Below are 17,582 nucleotides of genomic sequence, written 5' to 3' on the forward strand. Positions count from 1 at the left end.
GGCTTGACGCTGCTCGTAGCGGACCTGCGGGAGCGCCGGGACGGGGCACTTGAGTGCAGGGGGGAGAACGGTTCGGATCGGGGGCGCCCGGTGCGGGAGTGTTTGGAGTGGGTGGCTGTCATGTGAGGCTCTCGGTCAGTGCGGTGTCCGCGACCTTGCGGCCGTCGCACATATGGACCCTGCGCGGCAACTGGTCGGCGATGTCCCGGTCGTGGGTGATGAGCGCGATCGTGGTTCCTGCCGCATTGAGTTCGGTCAACAGCGCGAGCGCCGCCTCGCCGTTCGCCGTATCGAGCGCACCGGTCGGCTCGTCGGCGAGGACGAGGGCCGGCTCGTGGACAACCGCGCGGGCTATGGCAACCCGCTGGCGCTCTCCCCCGGAGAGCTGGTGCGGGAGATGGTCGGCGCGGTGCGCGAGACCGACACGGGCCAGGGCTTCCACGGCCATCCTCTTGCGGTACTTGCGCGGCACCCCGGCATACAGAAGACCGGTCGCCACGTTCTCCGTCGCCGTGAGCCCGTCCGTCAGATGGAAATGCTGGAAGACGAAGCCCAGACGGCGCCCGCGCAGGGCGGACAGTTCGCGGTCGGACAACTCCGCCACGTGGTAACCCTCGATGATCACACTGCCACTGGTCGGCGGGGCCAGTGTGCCCATGATGTTGAGCAGGGTGGACTTGCCCGAGCCGGAAGGGCCGAGAATCGCCAGCAACTCGCCCTGTGCGACGGACAGGGACACACGGTCGAGGGCTCGTACCTCGGGCGGGTAGACAACGCTCGCCTCCAGGACGCTGATGACCTCGGTCATGCTGTCGCTTCCACCTTCATGCCCTCGGCGATACCCTCACCGCTGATCTCGACCAGTCCCCGGGCGAACATGCCCGTGTCGACCGGAACGAGCCGTCCCCCGGCGGAACGCCCCTCATCGGAACGGCCTTCGGCCAGACGCACCGCGTAGCCTCCCTCGCGCAGAGCGAGCAGAGCCCCGACCGGAACGGCGAGAACACCCTTCTTGGCCTCGCCCTCGAACCTCACCTGTACGGGCGCGGCGTCGATCCCCTTGACGGCTTCGGCCTCGTCGACCGAGACGGTGACATTGATCTTGCTTACCCCAGCGCCGCTCCCTCCTTCCTGGTCCGCCTTGATGGTCGTGCCGATAGTGGCGACCTCACCTGCGGTTTCGGTCCCACTCGGCAGTGCGACGGTGACCTTCTGCCCCGCCTTGATGGTCCCGAGGTCAAGTGTCTCCATCGGAACGTGGACGGACTTGGTGGTGGCGGTGACCGACAGCAACTCATCAGCCGCCGCGTCCCCCATCTGCGCGGAAACCTCCGAGACACGGACCGCCCCGCGTGTCACCACCACGTCGGAGCTCTCCAGAACACCGGTCGGCTCGACATCGACGGACTTCTGCCAGCGCTTGATCGCGGACATCAGGCCCTCGGTAAGCACACCGTCGCCCTCCCTGACCGTGACCTGCCGCGCGGGCACGGGCGCCTGGCCCTCCCCCGTCCGGTCTTCCGCCGCGTTGCCGGCCCCGGCCCCCTGGCCGGCCTCGTCACCCTGGGCCGACGGGGGCGGGCCGGAGCCCGGCTCGGTGGCCGTCGGATCCGTTGCGGTCGCTGTCGGGGAACCGGCGTCCGCGGACGTTCGCCGATCCACCGGCGTCCGCTGCTGAACAACCGTGCCCGCAGCCGGCTGTCGCCCGATGTCGTAGCCGACGGCCTTCAGGTTGTCGGCCACGACCCGTATGTCACGGCCGACACTGCCGAGAGTGTCGAGCCTGCGGTACATGGGGGTACTGCCGTAGAAGACCACGGTGGGACGCTCGTCGACGCGGTACAGCTGCTCACCACGTGTGACCGTCGCACCCTGTTTCGGAAGCCAGGTCACCACTCCTTCGCCGGCGCCCTGGATGGTGCGTACGGAGTCGTAGCCGAGTGTGCCCTCCATCTCCCTGACCCCGGACATATCCGTCTTGGCCACCGCAACCCGCCGGATCTTCGGACCAGCCTCGGGCTCGGGCGTCCTTCCGCCACCGCCCGCCCACAGCAACCCGGCTCCCACTCCTGTCGCCAGGAGCACGGCGACGATACCGAGAACTACCGCCTTCTTCCGGCCGCGTGCCGTCGGCTCAGGGAGGTCCGCCTCATTGTTACGGACCTCCTCGCTTCCTTCTTGAACGGCCACGCGCAGCGGCATCGTCTCGGCAGGATCGCGGTCACTCTTCACTGAACGCCTCGATCATGCATTCCTGGTCAATCTGATCAGCGTTTCTGGGCGGCGTCGTGCCCGCTTTGTAGTTCCAACCCCCACCATTAGGAAGGGGATCCACCTTGAACCCCTTCTTATTCATGCAAGCAATCCAATCAGCATAGTCGCCCATGTAATTGGGGTTCTTTTTCGGGTCCGTCTCCGGGGGCTGAAGAGGCTTCTTCCCCAGGCATTTCTTCTCCGCGTCAGGATGATCCGCCGCCATGTCCCCGTTGGGCCACCACAGAAGGTCGGGGTCTCCTCCCTCCAATTTCGTCCCACCCTTACTGACTTTCACACCCTGATCCTTCAGGCACTGGAGATAACCCTGAGTCATCCGCAACTCCTCTATGGCCGAAGTGTCCATCCGGAGCTGAGGACGGCCGGACTCCAAGTCGTCCACCTCCGCGTCCGCGCCGTCACCACTCCGCGATTCCGTTCCAGTGGACTCCTCGACGGAATCGACACCGGGTTCCTTGTTCCCATCGGAGCCGGAACAACCTGCAAGCAGCATCACCGCCACCACGGCCCCGGAAGCGATCCAGAGCTTTTCACGTGAAATACTCAACGAATGGAAGCCGGTACCGGCCACAACTTTTCTCATGCAGTACAGCCTGACATGACATTGTCAGGAAGATATTAGCGCCTGCGCGCAAGCCAGCCTCTAGCACGCAATTGTCAAGAAGTTGTCAGGGAAACCGATCCGCTGCCTCATTTTCCACCCCTGCACCACAGGCTTATGATCTGGCCATGTCCACATACGTACTGGTGGCGGAAGACGACCGGAAGCAGGCGGAGTTGATCCGTCGCTACCTTGTACACGACGGCTATGAGGTAACCGTCGTACACGACGGCGAGACAGCGTTCAGGGAAGCCACCCGCCGACCACCGGACCTCCTCGTCCTCGACTGGATGCTCCCCAGCCTGGACGGACTGGAGATATGCCGACGCCTGCGGGTTGCCGGCGAGTTGCCCATCCTCATGCTCACCGCCCGCTCCACCGAGGACGACCTTCTCCGAGGCCTGGATCTCGGAGCGGACGACTACATGACAAAACCTTTCAGACCGCGCGAACTGGTCGCGCGCGTCCGCACAGTGCTGCGCCGCAGCCGCCACACGGCCCATCCGGCATCCGTAGCCCCTCCGTTCGCCACCGCTCCGGTGGCACCCGCGATCCGAGAAGCCCTCACAGTCGGTCGGCTGACGGTGAATGCGACCCGGCACCAGGTATTCGTCCACGATCGCCCGGTGAACTGCACCCCTGGCGAATTCCGCATACTGAGCGCGATGGCTGCCTCACCCGATCGGGTCTTCACCAGGTCCCAACTGCTGGACTGCCTGGCGGACCACGGCAGAACCGTTTCCGAGCGCACCGTGGACGTGCACATACTGAACCTGCGGAAGAAGATCGAGATCTCACCCCGCAGACCCCAGCACCTGGTGACGGTTCACGGCATCGGATACAAACTGACCAGCGGCGACCATGGCGCCTGAAGTGCCGCTGCGCAACAGCCTGCTGCTCCGCCTCCTGATCGCCTCCTTTGCGATCTCCCTGGTCTCCATCGCCGCGACGGCCTGGCTGACGGCACGTAGCACCACACTCGCCATCAAGCAGGAGCGGGGCCAGATCCTCGCGGACGACGCCACCATCCAAGACACGCTCGAAGGCTTCGCGGCCGTGCACCCGAACTGGGACGAGGCCGAACAGGCCGTCCGGGATCTCGCCCGCAGAACCGGGCGCGGCATCGTCATCACCACGCGGGCACGCGAGGTCATCACCGCCTCGGACCGGTCGGCCGTCGACCGGCTTCCCCTCAACGCGAGCGCTGTCATCGATCCTCTGCACCTCAGCCCGGCTCCGGACCAGGGCGCCGGCCCGTCGGAGCAGGTCTCCCGAATCGACCCACGGGCGGTCGGCCCCTACCTGCTTCCCACCGCGGAACGTAAGGAGCTGAGGCGACTCGCCCGTCAGGAGGTCTCCTGCTTCTACGACACACAGGGGCTGCACACGCACATCGTCGAGGAACCCAGCGGCAGACCCGCCATCCGGGCTCTCCGCTCCGGAGCGGTCACCCTTCAGACCTGCGCGACCAAGGAGCTGTCCGCCCCCACCCCGACCGAGGCGAAGGCTCTCACCGAACTCACCGCGCTCGTCCGAACCTGCGCGGAACGCAACCGCATACGCTTCGAGGAACCCCTGGCCATCGATACGCAGTTCCGGCTGGGCCAGGCCGACTTCGAGCAGGGCTCCTCCCGCCTCGACGACTGCGTGGAAGAAGGCCGGCGCGAACAGCTGGCACCCCATGTCGCCCCGGCTGCACTGCTGTTCGTCACCAGCCCCGCCCAGCCGGCCACTCCCGTTTTCGATCTGTCCAGGGCCGGGACACTGAGCGTGCTGGGGACCACCGGCCTGGTCCTCACCGTGACCATCACCATCACCGCGATGATCGCGATTCGGCTCATCCGTCCATTGCGGACGTTGACCAAAGCAGCCCGCGCCCCCTCGGGCCGGCACCTCCAGATCCCCATCACCACCAAGGACGAGATCGGCTATCTGGCCGCGGCCCTCAACGAGCTCTCGGAACGGCGCGAACGCACCGACGAACAGCGCAGGGTCATGGTCAGCGACATCGCGCACGAGCTTCGGACGCCGCTCAGCAACATACGCGGCTGGCTGGACGCAGCCCAGGACGGTCTGGCGGATCCGGACTCGTCCCTCGTGGCCTCGCTCCAGGAGGAAGCGGGCCTGTTGCAGCACATCATCGACGACCTCCAAGTGCTCGCTGCGGCCGACGCCGGCGCCCTGCGCCTCAACCCCCGCGAACTGAACCTGCGGGAGCTGGCCGAACAGTCACTCGACGCCCACCGAACAGCCGCGCAGGCAGGCCGAGTCGCACTGACCGGCCACTTCACGGACGACCTCACCATCGAGGGCGACCCCGTCCGCCTACGCCAGGTACTGGGCAACCTCCTATCGAACGCGATACGCCACACACCGCCGAACGGCTCCGTCACAGTCAGTGCCCATCGGGTGGAAGGCGGGGTCGAGCTCCACGTCGCCGACACCGGCAGCGGAATCCAACCTGAGGAACTGCCCCGTATATTCGACCGCTTCTGGCGAGCCGAACAGTCCCGCAGCAGAAACACCGGGGGCAGCGGTCTCGGACTCTCCATAGTCAGACACCTCGTGCAAGCGCACGGCGGAGAGGTATCCGTGGTGAGCAGCCCAGGCACGGAAACCGTGTTCACAGTTCGGCTTCCACACTGATCATCCGCACGGTGCCTCCTCTCCGCACATTGCAGGGTTCCTGATCGAGGGGACGGAACCGACCAATTCTCAGGTGGGGTAGGTGGCCGCACCTGAGGACGCCGGCCGCCGGCGCACCTTCACTTGACGCCGAGGGCTCAGTACGCCGAGCGGCGCGCTGTCCGTTCGGCGCGCAGGCTCGGAGATCGGATACATGGCGCACCACACCCCAGTCAGCAAAGGTGTGATCCTCGGTGTCCGCATCAAGGGGCAGGGGCAGCCAGACTGTGCCGTCCATCTGGTTCAACACCCATCGACCGACGACCTGGACTGCAATCGCCACCCGGCCGACGTCCACCACCAGCTGTACGGCGCTGAGGCCGGCGCCGAATACAGCGAGGCTTACGAGTCCTGGCCGCTGCTCTGCGCGACCCTCGGCGTGAGCCCGAACTCGAGGGTCAGCCCGGCCTACCGGGTCCCGCACGTTCTGGTCGAAGTGGCCGCCGATACGTACACCGGCCCGATGGATCCGAACCAGCTGGCCGAGTTCATCCAAACGGTGGCCGGGCAGTTGGATGAGCTGCGTGTGATGCACCCTCGGCTCACCGCAGCCCGCGCCGAATGGGCCGCGCGGACCGATCCGCCGGCCAGCACCGAGGCCGCGTAATACAGCCTCAAGAGTCACCACAAGTCCTGCAGTACCAATGTCTCTATGCCGAGGCCCCCGCCACCCACCTGCCCCAGGGACTTTTCAGGGACTTTCAGCGCTGTCCGAGGGACTTCCGAGGGACTTTTCACCGCCTAACGCGGCAAGCCCCCGAAAGACCGGAAAGGGCCTCCGACGCAGGTCGGAGGCCCTTTCCAAAGCAAAGCCGCAGGTGGCGGCAGACGAGTCGGGCTGTACGCCGGGTTCTGTCGCCCGGTCGCCTCGCGGCGGCCGGGGAGACGGCCATCCATCTAGGACCGGCATTGCTGCCGGTCTCGTGCGGTCTACCCGCGAACTCGGGCGGGCAGCCCTCGGACGTTCGCGCAGGAGCACCGAGGTGCTCCCTCTTGACCTTGCTCCGGGTGGGGTTTACCTAGCCGCCTGAGTCACCTCAGGCGCTGGTGGTCTCTTACACCACCGTTTCACCCTTACCGGGGACCGAGGTCCCCGGCGGTCTGTTTTCTGTGGCACTGTCCCGCGGGTCACCCCGGGTGGCCGTTAGCCATCACCCTGCCCTGTGGAGCCCGGACGTTCCTCGGGAGGATCCGGAGATCCTCACGCGGCCGTCCGCCCGGCTCGTCTGCCGTGATGACCATGCTACCCGGCGGGGCCGGGGGTGAAGGCCGCGATGCCCGCCTCCCAGGCCGCCGAGAGGTCGGCACCCGGAGGGAAGCGGCCGTTGAGCTCCAGGACGACCATCCCGTGGGCGAATGCCCAGGCCGCCCGGGCCCGGTCCTCGTCACCCCCGGCGGCACGGAACAGCGGGGCGGCCGCGGCGTCCGCCGCTTCCACGGCGGGGAGTGCGCGGCCCATGGTGAGGAGGTAGAGGTGCGGGTGGGCCAGGGCGTAGGTGCGGTAGGCGGTGGCGAGTGCGGAGAAGGATCCCGGGGCCGCCCGCTCGGCGGCCTCCAGGACTCCGGCGGTCTCCCGGAGCATCTCGGCGGCCAGTGCCGCCACCACGGACGACTTGTCGGGGAAGTGCTTGTACAGGGAAGGCGCCTTGACGCCCACCCGGTCGGCCAGCCGGCGCATGGTGAGCGCCTCGGGCCCCTCCGCCTCCAGCAGGGCACGCGCGGCGGCGATGATCTGCCGGGGCCGGCCGGCCGTGGGGGCGATGGCGAGGTCAGTCACGCATAGGACCTTCCCTGGTACGGAGTCGGTACGCAGTCCGTAGCCGAGGACGTGATCGTACGAGATGCGGACAAGCCGGTCGTCGGAGCCCTTGCCCCCGCAGGGGGCGTGCAGGGCTCCGGGCCGGTTCCGGGGAGGGCGGCCCGTACCCTTGCCGGGAGGGCTCCCACGTGCGCGGGGCCCTGTTCCGCGCAAGAAGGAGAACGCCCGTGCTCGTGCTGTTGCCGCCCTCCGAAGGTAAGGCCGCCTCGGGGCGCGGGGCACCGCTGAAGCCGGAGTCGCTGTCCCTGCCGGGTCTCGCGGACGCCCGGGCCGCGATCCTCGACGAGCTGGTCGAGCTGTGTGTGGCCGACGAGGAGAAGGCCCGTGGGGTGCTCGGCCTGAGCGAGGGGCTGCGCGCCGAGATCGCGAAGAACGCGGAGCTGCGCACGGCCGGTACCCGGCCCGCCGGGGAGATCTACACCGGCGTGCTGTACGACGCCCTGGACCTGGCCACGCTGGACGCTGCGGCCAGGCGGCGCGCCGGGAAGTCGCTGCTGGTCTTCTCCGGGCTGTGGGGCGCGGTGCGGGTGGGCGACCGGATTCCCTCGTACCGCTGCTCGATGGGGGTGAAGCTGCCGGGCCTGGGGGCGCTCAACGCGTACTGGCGCGCCCCGATGGCGTCGGTCATGCCCGAGGCGGCCGGGGAGGGGCTGGTCCTGGATCTGCGCTCGTCGGCGTACACCGGGGCGTGGAAGCCCTCGGGTGAGGTCGCGGAGCGCACGGCGAGTGTGCGGGTGCTCCAGTCGCGGATGGTGAACGGGGTCGAGAAGCGGTCCGTGGTCAGCCACTTCAACAAGGCCACCAAGGGCCGGATGGTGCGCGATCTGCTGCTGGCCGGGGCACGCCCGAAGGGGCCGGCGGAGCTGGTGGAGGTGCTGCGCGACCTCGGTCACGTGGTGGAGGCGCAGGCTCCCCAGCGGGCCGGGCGACCGTGGGCGCTCGACGTGGTGGTCACCGAGATCCACTGAGTCATTGCACCCTGCGCAACGCTCGTTGCGCATCATGCGGTCCGCGCGGCAGGATGACTCCATGACCTCCTCCGCGCCAGCCGCCGTGTCCACCTCCGTGCTGGACCTCGCTCCCGTCGTCCCCGTCGTCGTACTGGAGGACGCGGCCGACGCGGTGCCGCTGGCCCGTGCGCTCGTCGCGGGCGGGCTTCCCGCGATCGAGGTCACGCTGCGGACGGCCGCCGCACTCGACGCGATACGGGCGATCGCCGCGGAGGTCCCCGACGCCGTGGTCGGAGCGGGCACGGTGATCTCCCCGGCGCACGTGACCGGGACCGTCGCGGCCGGAGCCCGCTTCCTGGTCAGCCCCGGCTGGACGGACGCACTGCTGGACGCGATGAAGGCATCGGGTGTCCCGTTCCTGCCCGGCGTCTCGACGACCTCCGAAGTGGTCGCGCTGCTGGAGCGCGGAATCACGGAGATGAAGTTCTTCCCGGCCGAGGCCGCGGGTGGCACCGCCTATCTGAAGGCGCTGTCCTCGCCGCTTCCCCAGGCCCGGTTCTGCCCGACCGGCGGCGTCTCGCTCGCGTCTGCGCCGTCCTATCTGGCACTTCCGAACGTCGGCTGCGTGGGCGGCAGTTGGATGGTCCCCGGTGACGCAGTGGCGGCGAAGGACTGGGCACGGGTGGAGCGGCTGGCCGCCGAGGCGTCGACGCTGGGCCGCGGCTGAGCGCCACGAGCGCGCGGGGCGCCCCGGCGTCGCTACCTCAGGTGCGAGGTGTCGTTGAGAAGCCTCAGCGAGGGGTTCCCGTCCGCGTAGTACGCCACCGTCGAGACGGAGGCGGGCGAGAGCTCCATACGGAACAGGGACTCCGGCGGGGCGCCCAGCGCGAGCCGGACCAGTGTCTTGATCGGCGTGACGTGCGTGACCAGCAGCACCGTGCGACCCGCGTACCGGGCGATCAGCCGGTCGCGCGTCGCCGATACCCGCTCCGCCACCTCGGCGAAGCTCTCGCCACCGCCGGTGGGGGCGGCGTCGGGGGACGCCAGCCATGTGGTGAGGTCCGGGCCGTGGCGTTCGCGCACCTCGGCGAAGGTGAGCCCCTCCCAGGCCCCGAAGTCCGTCTCGCGCAGGCCGTCCTCGATGCGGACCTCCAGGCCCAGCCGGAGCGCGACGGCCTCCGCCGTCTGACGGCAGCGGCGCAGCGGGGAGCTCACGATGTCCTGGAGCACGCCGCGGGCGGCGAACGCCTCGGCCGCGCTTACGGCCTGGTCCCGGCCGGTCTCCGAGAGCTCGGGGTCGCTGCCGCCGCTCCCCGAGAAGCGCTTCTCGGGGGTGAGAGCCGTCTCTCCGTGCCGGAGCAGGACGAAGGTCGCGGGCTCACCGAGGTCGGGCGCGCTCCCCCAGCCCACCTGCGGAGATGCCGAGGTGCCCGCCTGCGCGGCCGCGGCTGCCCGCGCCGGGCGGGCGGCGGCCATCGCGGCGCGGACCTTGGCGGCACCCGCGGCTGCGTCGCCGGGCGGGCCGGACGGGGGCAGTTGCTCCGCCAGGGCGGGGGGACGCGTCGTCTCCAGATCGGCCGACGACGCCTCCGGGGTCCACCGCTCACCACGCCTGCCCGCGTCCATCGCCTCGTTGGCGAGCCGGTCGGCGTGCTTGTTCCGCTCGCGCGGAATCCACTCGTACGTGACCGAGGACGCGGGCAGCAGACTCGCGGCCTCCGCGGCGAGCGGCTTCATGTCGGGGTGGTTGATCTTCCAGCGCCCCGACATCTGCTCGACCACCAGCTTGGAGTCCATCCGCACGCGCACCTGTACGGGCGTGTCCGGGAACAGCTCCTTCACCGCCTTCAGGCCGGCGATCAGGCCCCTGTACTCCGCGACGTTGTTCGTGGCGACGCCGATGTACTCCGCCGCCTCGGCGAGCGTCGCGGCATCGGCGGCGTCGAGGACGACCGCACCGTATCCGGCGGGCCCCGGGTTGCCCCGGGACCCGCCGTCGGCCTCGACGACCAGCTTGCGGGGGACGGACACTACAGGCCGGAGTCCGCGGTGCGGACCAGGATGCGGTGGCAGTTCTCGCAGCGCAGCACGGTGTCGGGGGACGCCGCCTTCACGTCGTTGACCTCGGTGATGTTCAGCTCCAGGCGGCAGCCCTCGCAGCGCCGCTGGTAGAGCCGTGCCGCGCCGACGCCGCCCTGCTGGGTGCGCAGCTTGTCGTACAGCTTGAGCAGGTCGGCGGGGACGGCACCCGCCACGACCTCCCGGTCCTTGGCCACGGTGGCGGCCTCGGCGTCGAGCTCCCGGCTGGCGGCGTCCCGGCGGGCGGTCGCGTCATCCGCCTTGGCCTGCACCGCGCCGACGCGCTCGGTCAGTTCGGCGACGCGCTCCTGGGCGGACTCGCGCCGCTCCATGATCTCGAGGACGACGTCCTCGAGATCACCCTGGCGCTTGGCCAGCGAGGTGATCTCGCGCTGCAGGCTCTCCAGGTCCTTCGGGGAGGAGACCGCGCCGGAGTCGAGCCGCTGCTGGTCGCGGACGGCGCGCTGGCGCACCTGGTCGACGTCCTGCTCCGCCTTGGTCTGCTCGCGGGTGGTGTCGCTCTCCTCGGTCTGCGAGGCGACCAGCAGGTCACGCAGCTGCGCGAGGTCGCTGTTCAGCGAGTCGAGCTCGGCGTGCTCGGGCAGCGACGTGCGCTTGTGGGAGAGCTGCGACAGACGTACGTCGAGTGCCTGGACTTCGAGGAGTCGGATCTGGTCGGCGGGCGCGGCGTTCAGTTGGGGGCTCCAGAAGAGTGGTGGGTGGTCCAGGGGTCGGTGACCTGCTTCGAGACGTGGACCCGGAGGTCCCATCCGTGGCGGTCGGAAAGTGCGTCGAGCTGCGCGGCGGCCTGCTCGCACCAGGGCCATTCGGTGGCCCAGTGTGCGGCATCGACGAGACCGAGCGGCGAGTGCTGAACGGCCTCGGAGGCCGGGTGGTGACGCAGGTCCGCGGTGAGGAAGGCGTCCACACCGGCGGCGCGTACCGCGTCGAAGAGGCTGTCCCCGGAGCCGCCGCTCACCGCGACCCGGCGGACGACCGCGTCCGGGTCGCCGGCCAGCCGGACGCCCTGCGCGGTGGCGGGCAGCCGGGCGGCGGCACGGGCGGCGAAGTCGCGGAGGGTCAGGGGGCTGTCGAGCTCGCAGATCCGGCCGAGCCCGCGGCGTCCGGCGGAGTCGGTGGGATCCGGCACGAGGGGGCCGGTGACCCGCAGGTCCAGGGCGCCGGCGAGGGCGTCGGAGACTCCGGGGTCGGCGGAGTCGGCGTTGGTGTGGGCGACGTGCAGGGCGATGTCGTGCTTGATCAGCCCGTGCACGACCCGGCCCTTGAAGGTGGAGGCCGCCACCGTCGTCGTCCCCCGCAGATAGAGGGGGTGGTGGGTGACGATCAGCTGGACGCCGAGGGAGCGTGCCTCGTCGGCGATCTGCTGGACGGGGTCGACGGCGAAGAGGACCCGGTCGATCACCGCTTCCGGGTCGCCGCAGACCGTACCGACGGCGTCCCATCCCTCGGCCCGCTCGGGGGGCCAGAGGGCGTCGAGTTCGGCGATGACTTCAGACAGACGGGGCACGGGGGAAAGGCTACCTGGCCGCCGTGCCCCGCCGCCCCTGGCCGCCCGGGCCCGTGGAGCGGGACCGGCGGCCGGTACGAATCGTTACGCGGTTCGGGCGGCGCGGAGCCCTTCGGAGGCCGTGTTCCCGTGGGCGGCGCCGAAACCCCGGGGCGAGTGGACGCGGCAGCACAGCCACTCCCGCCTCCGCAGGCGAATCAGGACATCGGCATCCTTATGTGTGAAGAGGCATGGCTCATGTTGTCCGGCAGGGTGTCCGAAACCTAGCTTCTGTTGCCGGAGGTGACCGGACCATGACTGCCTGTGCCATCGAGAACAAGACCGCCGGAGTCGCAGGGGCTGCCGCGACGGCCGGGCCCGCGCCCGAACCGGCGGAACCGGACGGGCCGGCCGAGCCCGTGAAACCCCGCGCCGCGGGCGCTTCGGACGAGGGCGCGGACCCCGTCAGAGCGGGGGCACCCGACCGCGACGCCGAACAGCGCGACGCGGGGGTGCGGGCCGATCCGGACGATCCCCATGCGGCCCGGGCGGTCCTCGCCGCCCGCGGGCAGGTGGTCTCCGAGCCGTCGCCCGGCGGATCCGTGAGGCGTGCCGCACCCGGAAGGACCGACGTACCCGTCGGCCGCGTCGGCCCGGCCGGGACCGCATCGCCCCTCGCCTCCATGCCACCGATCCCGTCCATGCCGCCGACGTTCTCCATCCGGCTTTCCCTCCCGTCCGTACCGCAGGCACCATCCGCACCGCAGGCACCATCCGCACCACCCGTGACGGCCGCATCAGCTTCACCACCAACACCACCTGTGACGGCCGCACCGGCTTCACCACCCACACCGCCCGCACCGCAACCACGGAACGCCGCGGCGGTCCTCCCCCGCGCCTCCTCACGCTCCGGGCCGCCCGCGCTCACCATCGGCGCCGACCACGCGTACGCCGCACGGCTCACGACGGCCGGGGAGACGGCCGGACCGGCGTGGTATCCCGAGCGCTGGACGCTGGACGGCCCCGAGCCCTACGCCGTGCCCCTCCCCCTCGACCAGCCGGAGGAGGCCGACTCGGACGTGCTGCCGCTCTCGGACGGGCGGGTCCTGATCCGCCGACGGGTGGGCGCGGACCGGCACACGTTCTCGCTGCTCTATCCGACCGGGCCGGGCACGGGCGAACTCTTCCTGGGCTCCCTCGACTGCCCGGAAATCGCGCTCCTCCCCCCGTCCCCCGACGGCATGAGCGTGTTCGCCCTGCTCCCCGGTGCACGCTCCACCGGCATCTGGCTGGTGGCGGGCGGCGCGTTCGGCCCCGAGCATGTCGCGGACGTTCCCGGACGCTGTTCGGGCGGTGCCTGGCTCGACCGGGAGGGCCGGCTGCTCGCCCTGGACCGGCGGATGCCGGGCGGCGGTCCCGTGAAGGCGGTCGTCGTGGACCTGGGGCGCGGGGGCGAGGTGACCCCGCTCCTGCAGATCGCGCCGGAGAGCGACGACCGGCTGCTGCTGGCCGACGCCGACAGCGGCCTGCTGCTGGTCCGCTCGGACGCGCCCGGCCAGGACCGGCTCGGCTGGGGCGTGCTCGGCAGCTGTCTGCCGGTGCGGTTCCCGGAGTGCCTCCGCGCGCAGGGCGGGACGTTGACGCCGTTCGCCGTGCAGCCGGGCCAGATGCTGATGCCGGAGAGCTGCGCGGTGGCGCTGCGGATCGATGGTGCGGCGGGCAGCTGGGTGGGTCTGTGGCGTCCCGCGGGACGCCGGCTGCACCAGTTCGCGGCACCCGGCGGGTGGCTGGCGGGATCCGGTTTCTGGACCAGGGAGGGGGTGCTGCACCTGCCGTACTCGCAGGAGGGCGCCGCCTGCGCGGTGGCCTTGCTGGAGGCTCCGGTGGACGAGGCGCGCCCGGTCGTGGCGCAGGGGACGGACGTGTCCACGGCCACGCCCGCCTTCGGTGTGTGTAAGCCCGTTCCGCTGGGGCAGGCGCCTCTCACCGGACGCACCACACCTGGATAAACTCCGCTCCGGCTCCGCAGCCGTTCCGCGGACGCCGAGGGTGAGCGTGCCGGACGGCCGCGGGCCGCGACACACACGTAAGCGATTGCAACGGGGAGACTTCCCACATGCCTGAGGCCCGAACCGACACGACCCAGACGCGTCCGCCCGAGGCGGGCACGGGAGGGGCCGACGCCGGCTACGGAAAGCACCGAGGAGGCGCGGCCGCGGAGAGCGTGCCCGCGCAGCCGCACGGCCGCCACCGCCGTACCTCCGAAGGGGGTGCCGGCGCGGCGGTCTGAATCACTCCGTACGACACGAGGGCCGACACCGCCGGACGACTGTGTCGGCCCTCGTGTCGTACGGCAGTCGCAGCACCCTCCCGACGGCTCGCACCCATGACATTTGTCCTCGTGGAGTCCGTACACACGCCCCTGCCGCGTCGGTCGTCCGCTCCGTAGCGTCGTCGTCATGACACGGACAGCGGGGACCACGAGGACCGGCCCGGCGGTGGAATTCACCTCGGTGGTCAAGACGTTCGGGAGGGCGGGGCGCACCGCCCGGGCACTCGACGGCGTCGATCTCACCGTCGCGCGGGGCGAGACCGTCGCCCTGCTCGGCCGCAACGGCGCGGGCAAGTCCACGGCCATCAGCCTCCTGCTGGGGCTGGACGAACCGGACTACGGCACGGTGCGCCTCCTGGGCCGCACCCCCGGCCGGGCGGTCCGCGCCGGGCTGGCCGGCGCCATGCTCCAGGACGGCCGTCCGATCCCCCGGGTGACGGTGGGCGAGCTGGTCCGCTTCGTCGCGGCCCTCCACCCGCGTCCGCTTCCCGTGTCCGAGGCACTCGCTCTCGCCGGGATGACGGAGTACGCGGGCCGGCGTGTCGACAAGCTGTCGGGGGGCCAGACGCAGCGCGTCCGCTTCGCCGTGGCGCTGGCCGGGAATCCCGAACTGATCGTGCTGGACGAGCCGACGGCCGCGCTGGACGTGGAGGCGAGGCACGCCCTCTGGGGCTCGATCCGGTCCTTCGCGGAGCGTGGTGCCACCGTGCTGTTCTCCACCCATCACCTGGAGGAGGCCGACGGGAACGCCGGACGGATCGTCGTCCTGGACGGCGGCCGGATCGCCGCGGACGGCAGCGGCGAGATGATCAGGCGCGCGGCGGGCGGCGGTGTGGTCTCCATCGACCTGGCCGGCCGGCCCGCCGCGGATCTCGAGTCGCTCCCCGGTGTCGTGGGTGCCGAGGTGCGTGGGGACCGTGTCCTGCTGCGTACGCACGACTCGGACGCGACCGTCGTCGCACTGGCCCGGATCGGAGCCGTACGCGGCCTCCAGGTGGGCAGGACCACCCTGGAGGACGCCTTCCTCTCGCTGACCGCGTCCGGGCCGACGACCGCCGCCGCGTCACCGGCCGCCCCCGCGGCGGCCGTTCCTCGGAAGGAGACCGTGTGATGTTCCCGTACGTCGCTCTCGAGATCCGGCGGACCCTGCGCGATCCGACGTTCCTGGTCTTCGGGACGGGCATGCCGGTCATGATGTACCTGCTGTTCACGAATCTGGGAGGGGGCGGCACGTACGACGACTGGAAGGCGGCGTCGATGGTCGGTATGGCGGCGTACGGGGCGCTCGGTTCCTCCATGGCGATCGGTACGGGCATCGCGTCGGACAAGTCCCTCGGCTGGCTCCGGCAGTTGAGGATCACCCCGCTGGATCCCCGACGCGCGGTGGCGGGCCGGGCCATCAGCGGTTCGGTGACGGTCCTGCCGACCGTCCTGACCGTCCTGCTGGCCGGGGCACTCGTCAACGGGGTGCGGCTGGCGCCCTGGCAGTGGGGGGCGCTGGTGGTGCTGCTGTGGATCGGCGCGCTGCCCTTCACCCTGCTCGGCATCGGCAACGGCTACCGGCTGACTCCTCAGGGCACGGGCGTGGTCAACGTGGCCTGCTTGATGGGCTTCGCGGTCGTCGGCGGACTGTGGTTCCCGCTCGGCGTGTTCCCCGGATGGCTGCGCGCCGTCGGCGAGTTCACCCCGGCGTACGGGTTCGCCGACCTGGGCTGGTCGACGATCGCCGGGCACGCCCCGCCGGCCGGCTCCCTCGCCGTGCTGGGTGTGTGGCTGCTGTTGTCCGGCGGCTACGCCGTGATGTCCTACCGTCGGTCGGCGAGGACGGTGTGAACGCAGTGGCGATGCCCCGAAGGGCGAGGATCGGACGGCCGGGACCGTACACCCTGCTGCCCACACTGCTGATGGGCCTCGGCGCGTTCTCCAACCTCTGGCAGGGCGAGACACCGAACCCCTGGGTCGGCGCGCTGGGACTGCTGGCCTTCAACTCCCTCTACATCTCGGTGATGTTCCGGGGTTTCGACAGGCGGGCACGGGAGACCGCCACGTCCTACGCGCTGCTGGCCGCGATGGGTGCCATCACCTTCGGTCTCGCTATCGGCTACGGCGGCAACTGGCTGCTGTTCTTCCCCCTGTTCTCACTGGCCTGCGGCACGATCCTGCGCGGCCGGCGGCTGGTCGTCGGCCTGTTCGTCCTGGCCGCCTGCGCGTGCGCGGTGGCGGTGTGGCGCGGCGATCACGTGTCGGAGCCCTGGACGATCGGCTACGGCACGTTCATCTCCGGGGGCGTGACGGCCGCGATCCTCACCCTGTCCGAGACGGTGACGGAGCTGCGGGCGACCCGGGAGGAACTGGCCCGCGGCGCGGTCGAGCAGGAACGGCTGCGCTTCTCGCGTGATCTGCACGATCTGCTCGGCCACACCCTGTCGGTCGTCGTCGTCAAGTCGGAGGCGGCACGCAGGCTCGCCCCGCACGACATCGACGCCGCCGTCGCGCAGGTCTCCGACATCGAGTCCGTGGGCCGCCAGGCCCTCAGGGAGATCCGTGAGGCGGTGACCGGCTACCGGGAGGGGAGTCTGGCCACCGAGCTGGACCGGGCACGCCCGGTGCTGGCCTCCGCCGGGACGGAGACGGTCGTCCACCGCTCGGGCCCACCGCCCGCCCCGCGGGCCGACGCGCTGCTGGGCTGGGTGGCGCGGGAGGCCGTCACCAACGTCGTGCGCCACAGTGGCGCGAGGCGCTGCGTGTTCGTGCTGGACTCCACGCCCGAACGGGTCAGGCTGACCGTGACGGACGACGGTGCCGGCACCGGGCCCGGACAGCCGGTGGGGCGGGCCGGCGGTACGGGGCTGAAGGGCCTGGCCGAACGGCTGGCCGCCGAGGGCGGCTCGCTGGAGTCGGGCCCCGGCGCGGGCGGTGGCTTCGTCGTGACGGCGGAACTCCCGGCCGGGGTGTGGGGCGCCCCCGAGAAGCCGGCCGGGGCGTGGGGCGCCCCCGAGGGGCGGGACTGCGGCTGAGGTCGGACGGGCCCGCGCAGCCGGCGTTCCGACGGCCCGCAGCCGTCGCTGTCAGGGATTTGCCCGCGTCGCTGTCCCATCGCCCCTCGACCTGCTCCGCCGAGACCTCCGCGCCATGGATCGCCGCAGCCCGGCCGCAGGACGCCGTGAGCGCCACCGCAACCCCGGGGAGACGGTCGAGTGCCACGGCCGTGCGCTCACGCCGTCCCCCTGCTCCGCGGCCCCGGGCGGCCGCCCTCCATATGTGAACGCGCTCCAAATAACATTCCGCACTGCTGTCAGCCGCTGCACGTCCGGAGGCCGAGCCGGTACCGAGAG

17 protein-coding genes and 1 other RNA gene are annotated in these 17,582 nt (G+C 70.8%); 10 read left to right on the forward strand and 8 right to left on the reverse strand.

The annotated features are described in order from the left end of the window. Nucleotides 1-118: 118 nt before the first annotated feature. Genes JOC24_RS10175 through JOC24_RS33120 form a run of 3 tightly spaced genes read right to left on the reverse strand, consistent with a single transcriptional unit; the run spans nt 119 to nt 2,857 of the window. Nucleotides 119-808: an ABC transporter ATP-binding protein gene (locus JOC24_RS10175; protein ID WP_205019842.1), complete on the reverse strand. Its 690-nt coding sequence runs from the start codon at nt 806-808 to the stop codon at nt 119-121. Next, entirely contained in the window at nt 805-2,190 is a 1,386-nt protein-coding gene (locus JOC24_RS10180; protein ID WP_307792659.1) for an efflux RND transporter periplasmic adaptor subunit, read from the reverse strand. Before JOC24_RS10180 ends, JOC24_RS10175 begins: the two co-directional genes overlap by 4 nt. A gap of 31 nt (nt 2,191-2,221) precedes the next feature. Next, nucleotides 2,222-2,857, reverse strand: coding sequence for a hypothetical protein (locus JOC24_RS33120; protein ID WP_239580105.1), 636 nt, complete (start codon nt 2,855-2,857; stop codon nt 2,222-2,224). A gap of 146 nt (nt 2,858-3,003) precedes the next feature. Here JOC24_RS33120 and JOC24_RS10190 point away from each other — a divergent pair, with 146 nt between their 5' ends. From JOC24_RS10190 to JOC24_RS10200, 3 genes are all read left to right on the forward strand, one after another. Continuing rightward, nucleotides 3,004-3,747, forward strand: coding sequence for a response regulator transcription factor (locus tag JOC24_RS10190; protein ID WP_205019848.1), 744 nt, complete (start codon nt 3,004-3,006; stop codon nt 3,745-3,747). After that, the gene (locus tag JOC24_RS10195; RefSeq protein WP_205019850.1) at nt 3,737-5,521 is read left to right on the forward strand and encodes a sensor histidine kinase; all 1,785 of its coding nucleotides are present in this window, start codon (nt 3,737-3,739) and stop codon (nt 5,519-5,521) included. Before JOC24_RS10190 ends, JOC24_RS10195 begins: the two co-directional genes overlap by 11 nt. 193 nt (nt 5,522-5,714) lie before the next feature. Further along, the gene (locus JOC24_RS10200; RefSeq protein ID WP_205019853.1) at nt 5,715-6,167 is read left to right on the forward strand and encodes a DUF6907 domain-containing protein; all 453 of its coding nucleotides are present in this window, start codon (nt 5,715-5,717) and stop codon (nt 6,165-6,167) included. Between the two features lie 218 nt (nt 6,168-6,385). Here JOC24_RS10200 and rnpB read toward each other — a convergent pair. Together rnpB and JOC24_RS10210 are read right to left on the reverse strand one after the other, a co-directional pair. Beyond that, nucleotides 6,386-6,785, reverse strand: an RNA gene (rnpB, locus tag JOC24_RS10205) — RNase P RNA component class A. Between the two features lie 18 nt (nt 6,786-6,803). Further along, a complete protein-coding gene (locus JOC24_RS10210) occupies nt 6,804-7,337 on the reverse strand; it encodes a TetR/AcrR family transcriptional regulator (RefSeq protein ID WP_205019855.1) in 534 nt (177 codons plus the stop codon). Between the two features lie 209 nt (nt 7,338-7,546). Here JOC24_RS10210 and yaaA point away from each other — a divergent pair, with 209 nt between their 5' ends. Together yaaA and eda are read left to right on the forward strand one after the other, a co-directional pair. Further along, nucleotides 7,547-8,347, forward strand: a complete 801-nt coding sequence (gene yaaA / locus JOC24_RS10215) for a peroxide stress protein YaaA (protein WP_205019858.1) — start codon at nt 7,547-7,549, stop codon at nt 8,345-8,347. A gap of 61 nt (nt 8,348-8,408) precedes the next feature. Next, nucleotides 8,409-9,056 (forward strand): bifunctional 4-hydroxy-2-oxoglutarate aldolase/2-dehydro-3-deoxy-phosphogluconate aldolase, encoded by a 648-nt coding sequence (gene eda, locus JOC24_RS10220; protein ID WP_205019861.1) that lies wholly within the window; start codon nt 8,409-8,411, stop codon nt 9,054-9,056. A 32-nt stretch (nt 9,057-9,088) separates the two neighbouring features. On the opposite strand, the gene JOC24_RS10225 is transcribed toward eda, so the two are convergent. From JOC24_RS10225 to JOC24_RS10235, 3 genes are read right to left on the reverse strand one after another with little or no spacing between them, the layout of a single operon-like run. Further along, nucleotides 9,089-10,360, reverse strand: coding sequence for a bifunctional RNase H/acid phosphatase (locus tag JOC24_RS10225; RefSeq protein ID WP_205019863.1), 1,272 nt, complete (start codon nt 10,358-10,360; stop codon nt 9,089-9,091). Further along, the gene (locus JOC24_RS10230; RefSeq protein ID WP_205020023.1) at nt 10,360-11,103 is read right to left on the reverse strand and encodes a zinc ribbon domain-containing protein; all 744 of its coding nucleotides are present in this window, start codon (nt 11,101-11,103) and stop codon (nt 10,360-10,362) included. Before JOC24_RS10230 ends, JOC24_RS10225 begins: the two co-directional genes overlap by 1 nt. Then, nucleotides 11,100-11,936: a Nif3-like dinuclear metal center hexameric protein gene (locus tag JOC24_RS10235; RefSeq protein ID WP_205019868.1), complete on the reverse strand. Its 837-nt coding sequence runs from the start codon at nt 11,934-11,936 to the stop codon at nt 11,100-11,102. The genes JOC24_RS10230 and JOC24_RS10235 overlap by 4 nt, the downstream gene beginning before the upstream one ends. Before the next feature lie 680 nt (nt 11,937-12,616). Between JOC24_RS10235 and JOC24_RS33965 the strand changes: the two genes are divergently transcribed. From JOC24_RS33965 to JOC24_RS10260, 5 genes are all read left to right on the forward strand, one after another. Continuing rightward, nucleotides 12,617-13,924 (forward strand): hypothetical protein, encoded by a 1,308-nt coding sequence (locus JOC24_RS33965; protein ID WP_374104491.1) that lies wholly within the window; start codon nt 12,617-12,619, stop codon nt 13,922-13,924. Between the two features lie 107 nt (nt 13,925-14,031). Beyond that, entirely contained in the window at nt 14,032-14,205 is a 174-nt protein-coding gene (locus JOC24_RS10245) for a hypothetical protein (protein WP_205019870.1), read from the forward strand. A 169-nt stretch (nt 14,206-14,374) separates the two neighbouring features. Continuing rightward, a complete protein-coding gene (locus JOC24_RS10250; RefSeq protein WP_205019871.1) occupies nt 14,375-15,358 on the forward strand; it encodes an ABC transporter ATP-binding protein in 984 nt (327 codons plus the stop codon). Then, a complete protein-coding gene (locus JOC24_RS10255; RefSeq protein WP_205019872.1) occupies nt 15,358-16,080 on the forward strand; it encodes an ABC transporter permease in 723 nt (240 codons plus the stop codon). Before JOC24_RS10250 ends, JOC24_RS10255 begins: the two co-directional genes overlap by 1 nt. A gap of 11 nt (nt 16,081-16,091) precedes the next feature. Next, the gene (locus JOC24_RS10260) at nt 16,092-17,264 is read left to right on the forward strand and encodes a sensor histidine kinase (RefSeq protein WP_205019873.1); all 1,173 of its coding nucleotides are present in this window, start codon (nt 16,092-16,094) and stop codon (nt 17,262-17,264) included. The last annotated feature ends 318 nt before the right edge of the window (nt 17,265-17,582 follow it).

Origin of the sequence: Streptomyces sp. HB132, from assembly GCF_016909575.1 — a bacterium.
In the GTDB taxonomy this organism is placed as follows: domain Bacteria; phylum Actinomycetota; class Actinomycetes; order Streptomycetales; family Streptomycetaceae; genus Streptomyces.

What these genes read in the sequence shown, in the direction of transcription:
- JOC24_RS10245 (WP_205019870.1), top strand. Translation starts at nt 14,032, where the DNA reads ATGCCTGAGGCCCGAACCGACACGACCCAGACGCGTCCGCCCGAGGCG.
- JOC24_RS10250 (WP_205019871.1), top strand. Translation starts at nt 14,375, where the DNA reads ATGACACGGACAGCGGGGACCACGAGGACCGGCCCGGCGGTGGAATTC.
- JOC24_RS33965 (WP_374104491.1), top strand. Translation starts at nt 12,617, where the DNA reads ATGCCGCCGACGTTCTCCATCCGGCTTTCCCTCCCGTCCGTACCGCAG.
- JOC24_RS10195 (WP_205019850.1), top strand. Translation starts at nt 3,737, where the DNA reads ATGGCGCCTGAAGTGCCGCTGCGCAACAGCCTGCTGCTCCGCCTCCTG.
- JOC24_RS33120 (WP_239580105.1), bottom strand. Translation starts at nt 2,857, where the DNA reads ATGAGAAAAGTTGTGGCCGGTACCGGCTTCCATTCGTTGAGTATTTCA.
- JOC24_RS10200 (WP_205019853.1), top strand. Translation starts at nt 5,715, where the DNA reads ATGGCGCACCACACCCCAGTCAGCAAAGGTGTGATCCTCGGTGTCCGC.
- eda (WP_205019861.1), top strand. Translation starts at nt 8,409, where the DNA reads ATGACCTCCTCCGCGCCAGCCGCCGTGTCCACCTCCGTGCTGGACCTC.
- JOC24_RS10260 (WP_205019873.1), top strand. Translation starts at nt 16,092, where the DNA reads ATGCCCCGAAGGGCGAGGATCGGACGGCCGGGACCGTACACCCTGCTG.
- JOC24_RS10255 (WP_205019872.1), top strand. Translation starts at nt 15,358, where the DNA reads ATGTTCCCGTACGTCGCTCTCGAGATCCGGCGGACCCTGCGCGATCCG.
- JOC24_RS10190 (WP_205019848.1), top strand. Translation starts at nt 3,004, where the DNA reads ATGTCCACATACGTACTGGTGGCGGAAGACGACCGGAAGCAGGCGGAG.
- JOC24_RS10175 (WP_205019842.1), bottom strand. Translation starts at nt 808, where the DNA reads ATGACCGAGGTCATCAGCGTCCTGGAGGCGAGCGTTGTCTACCCGCCC.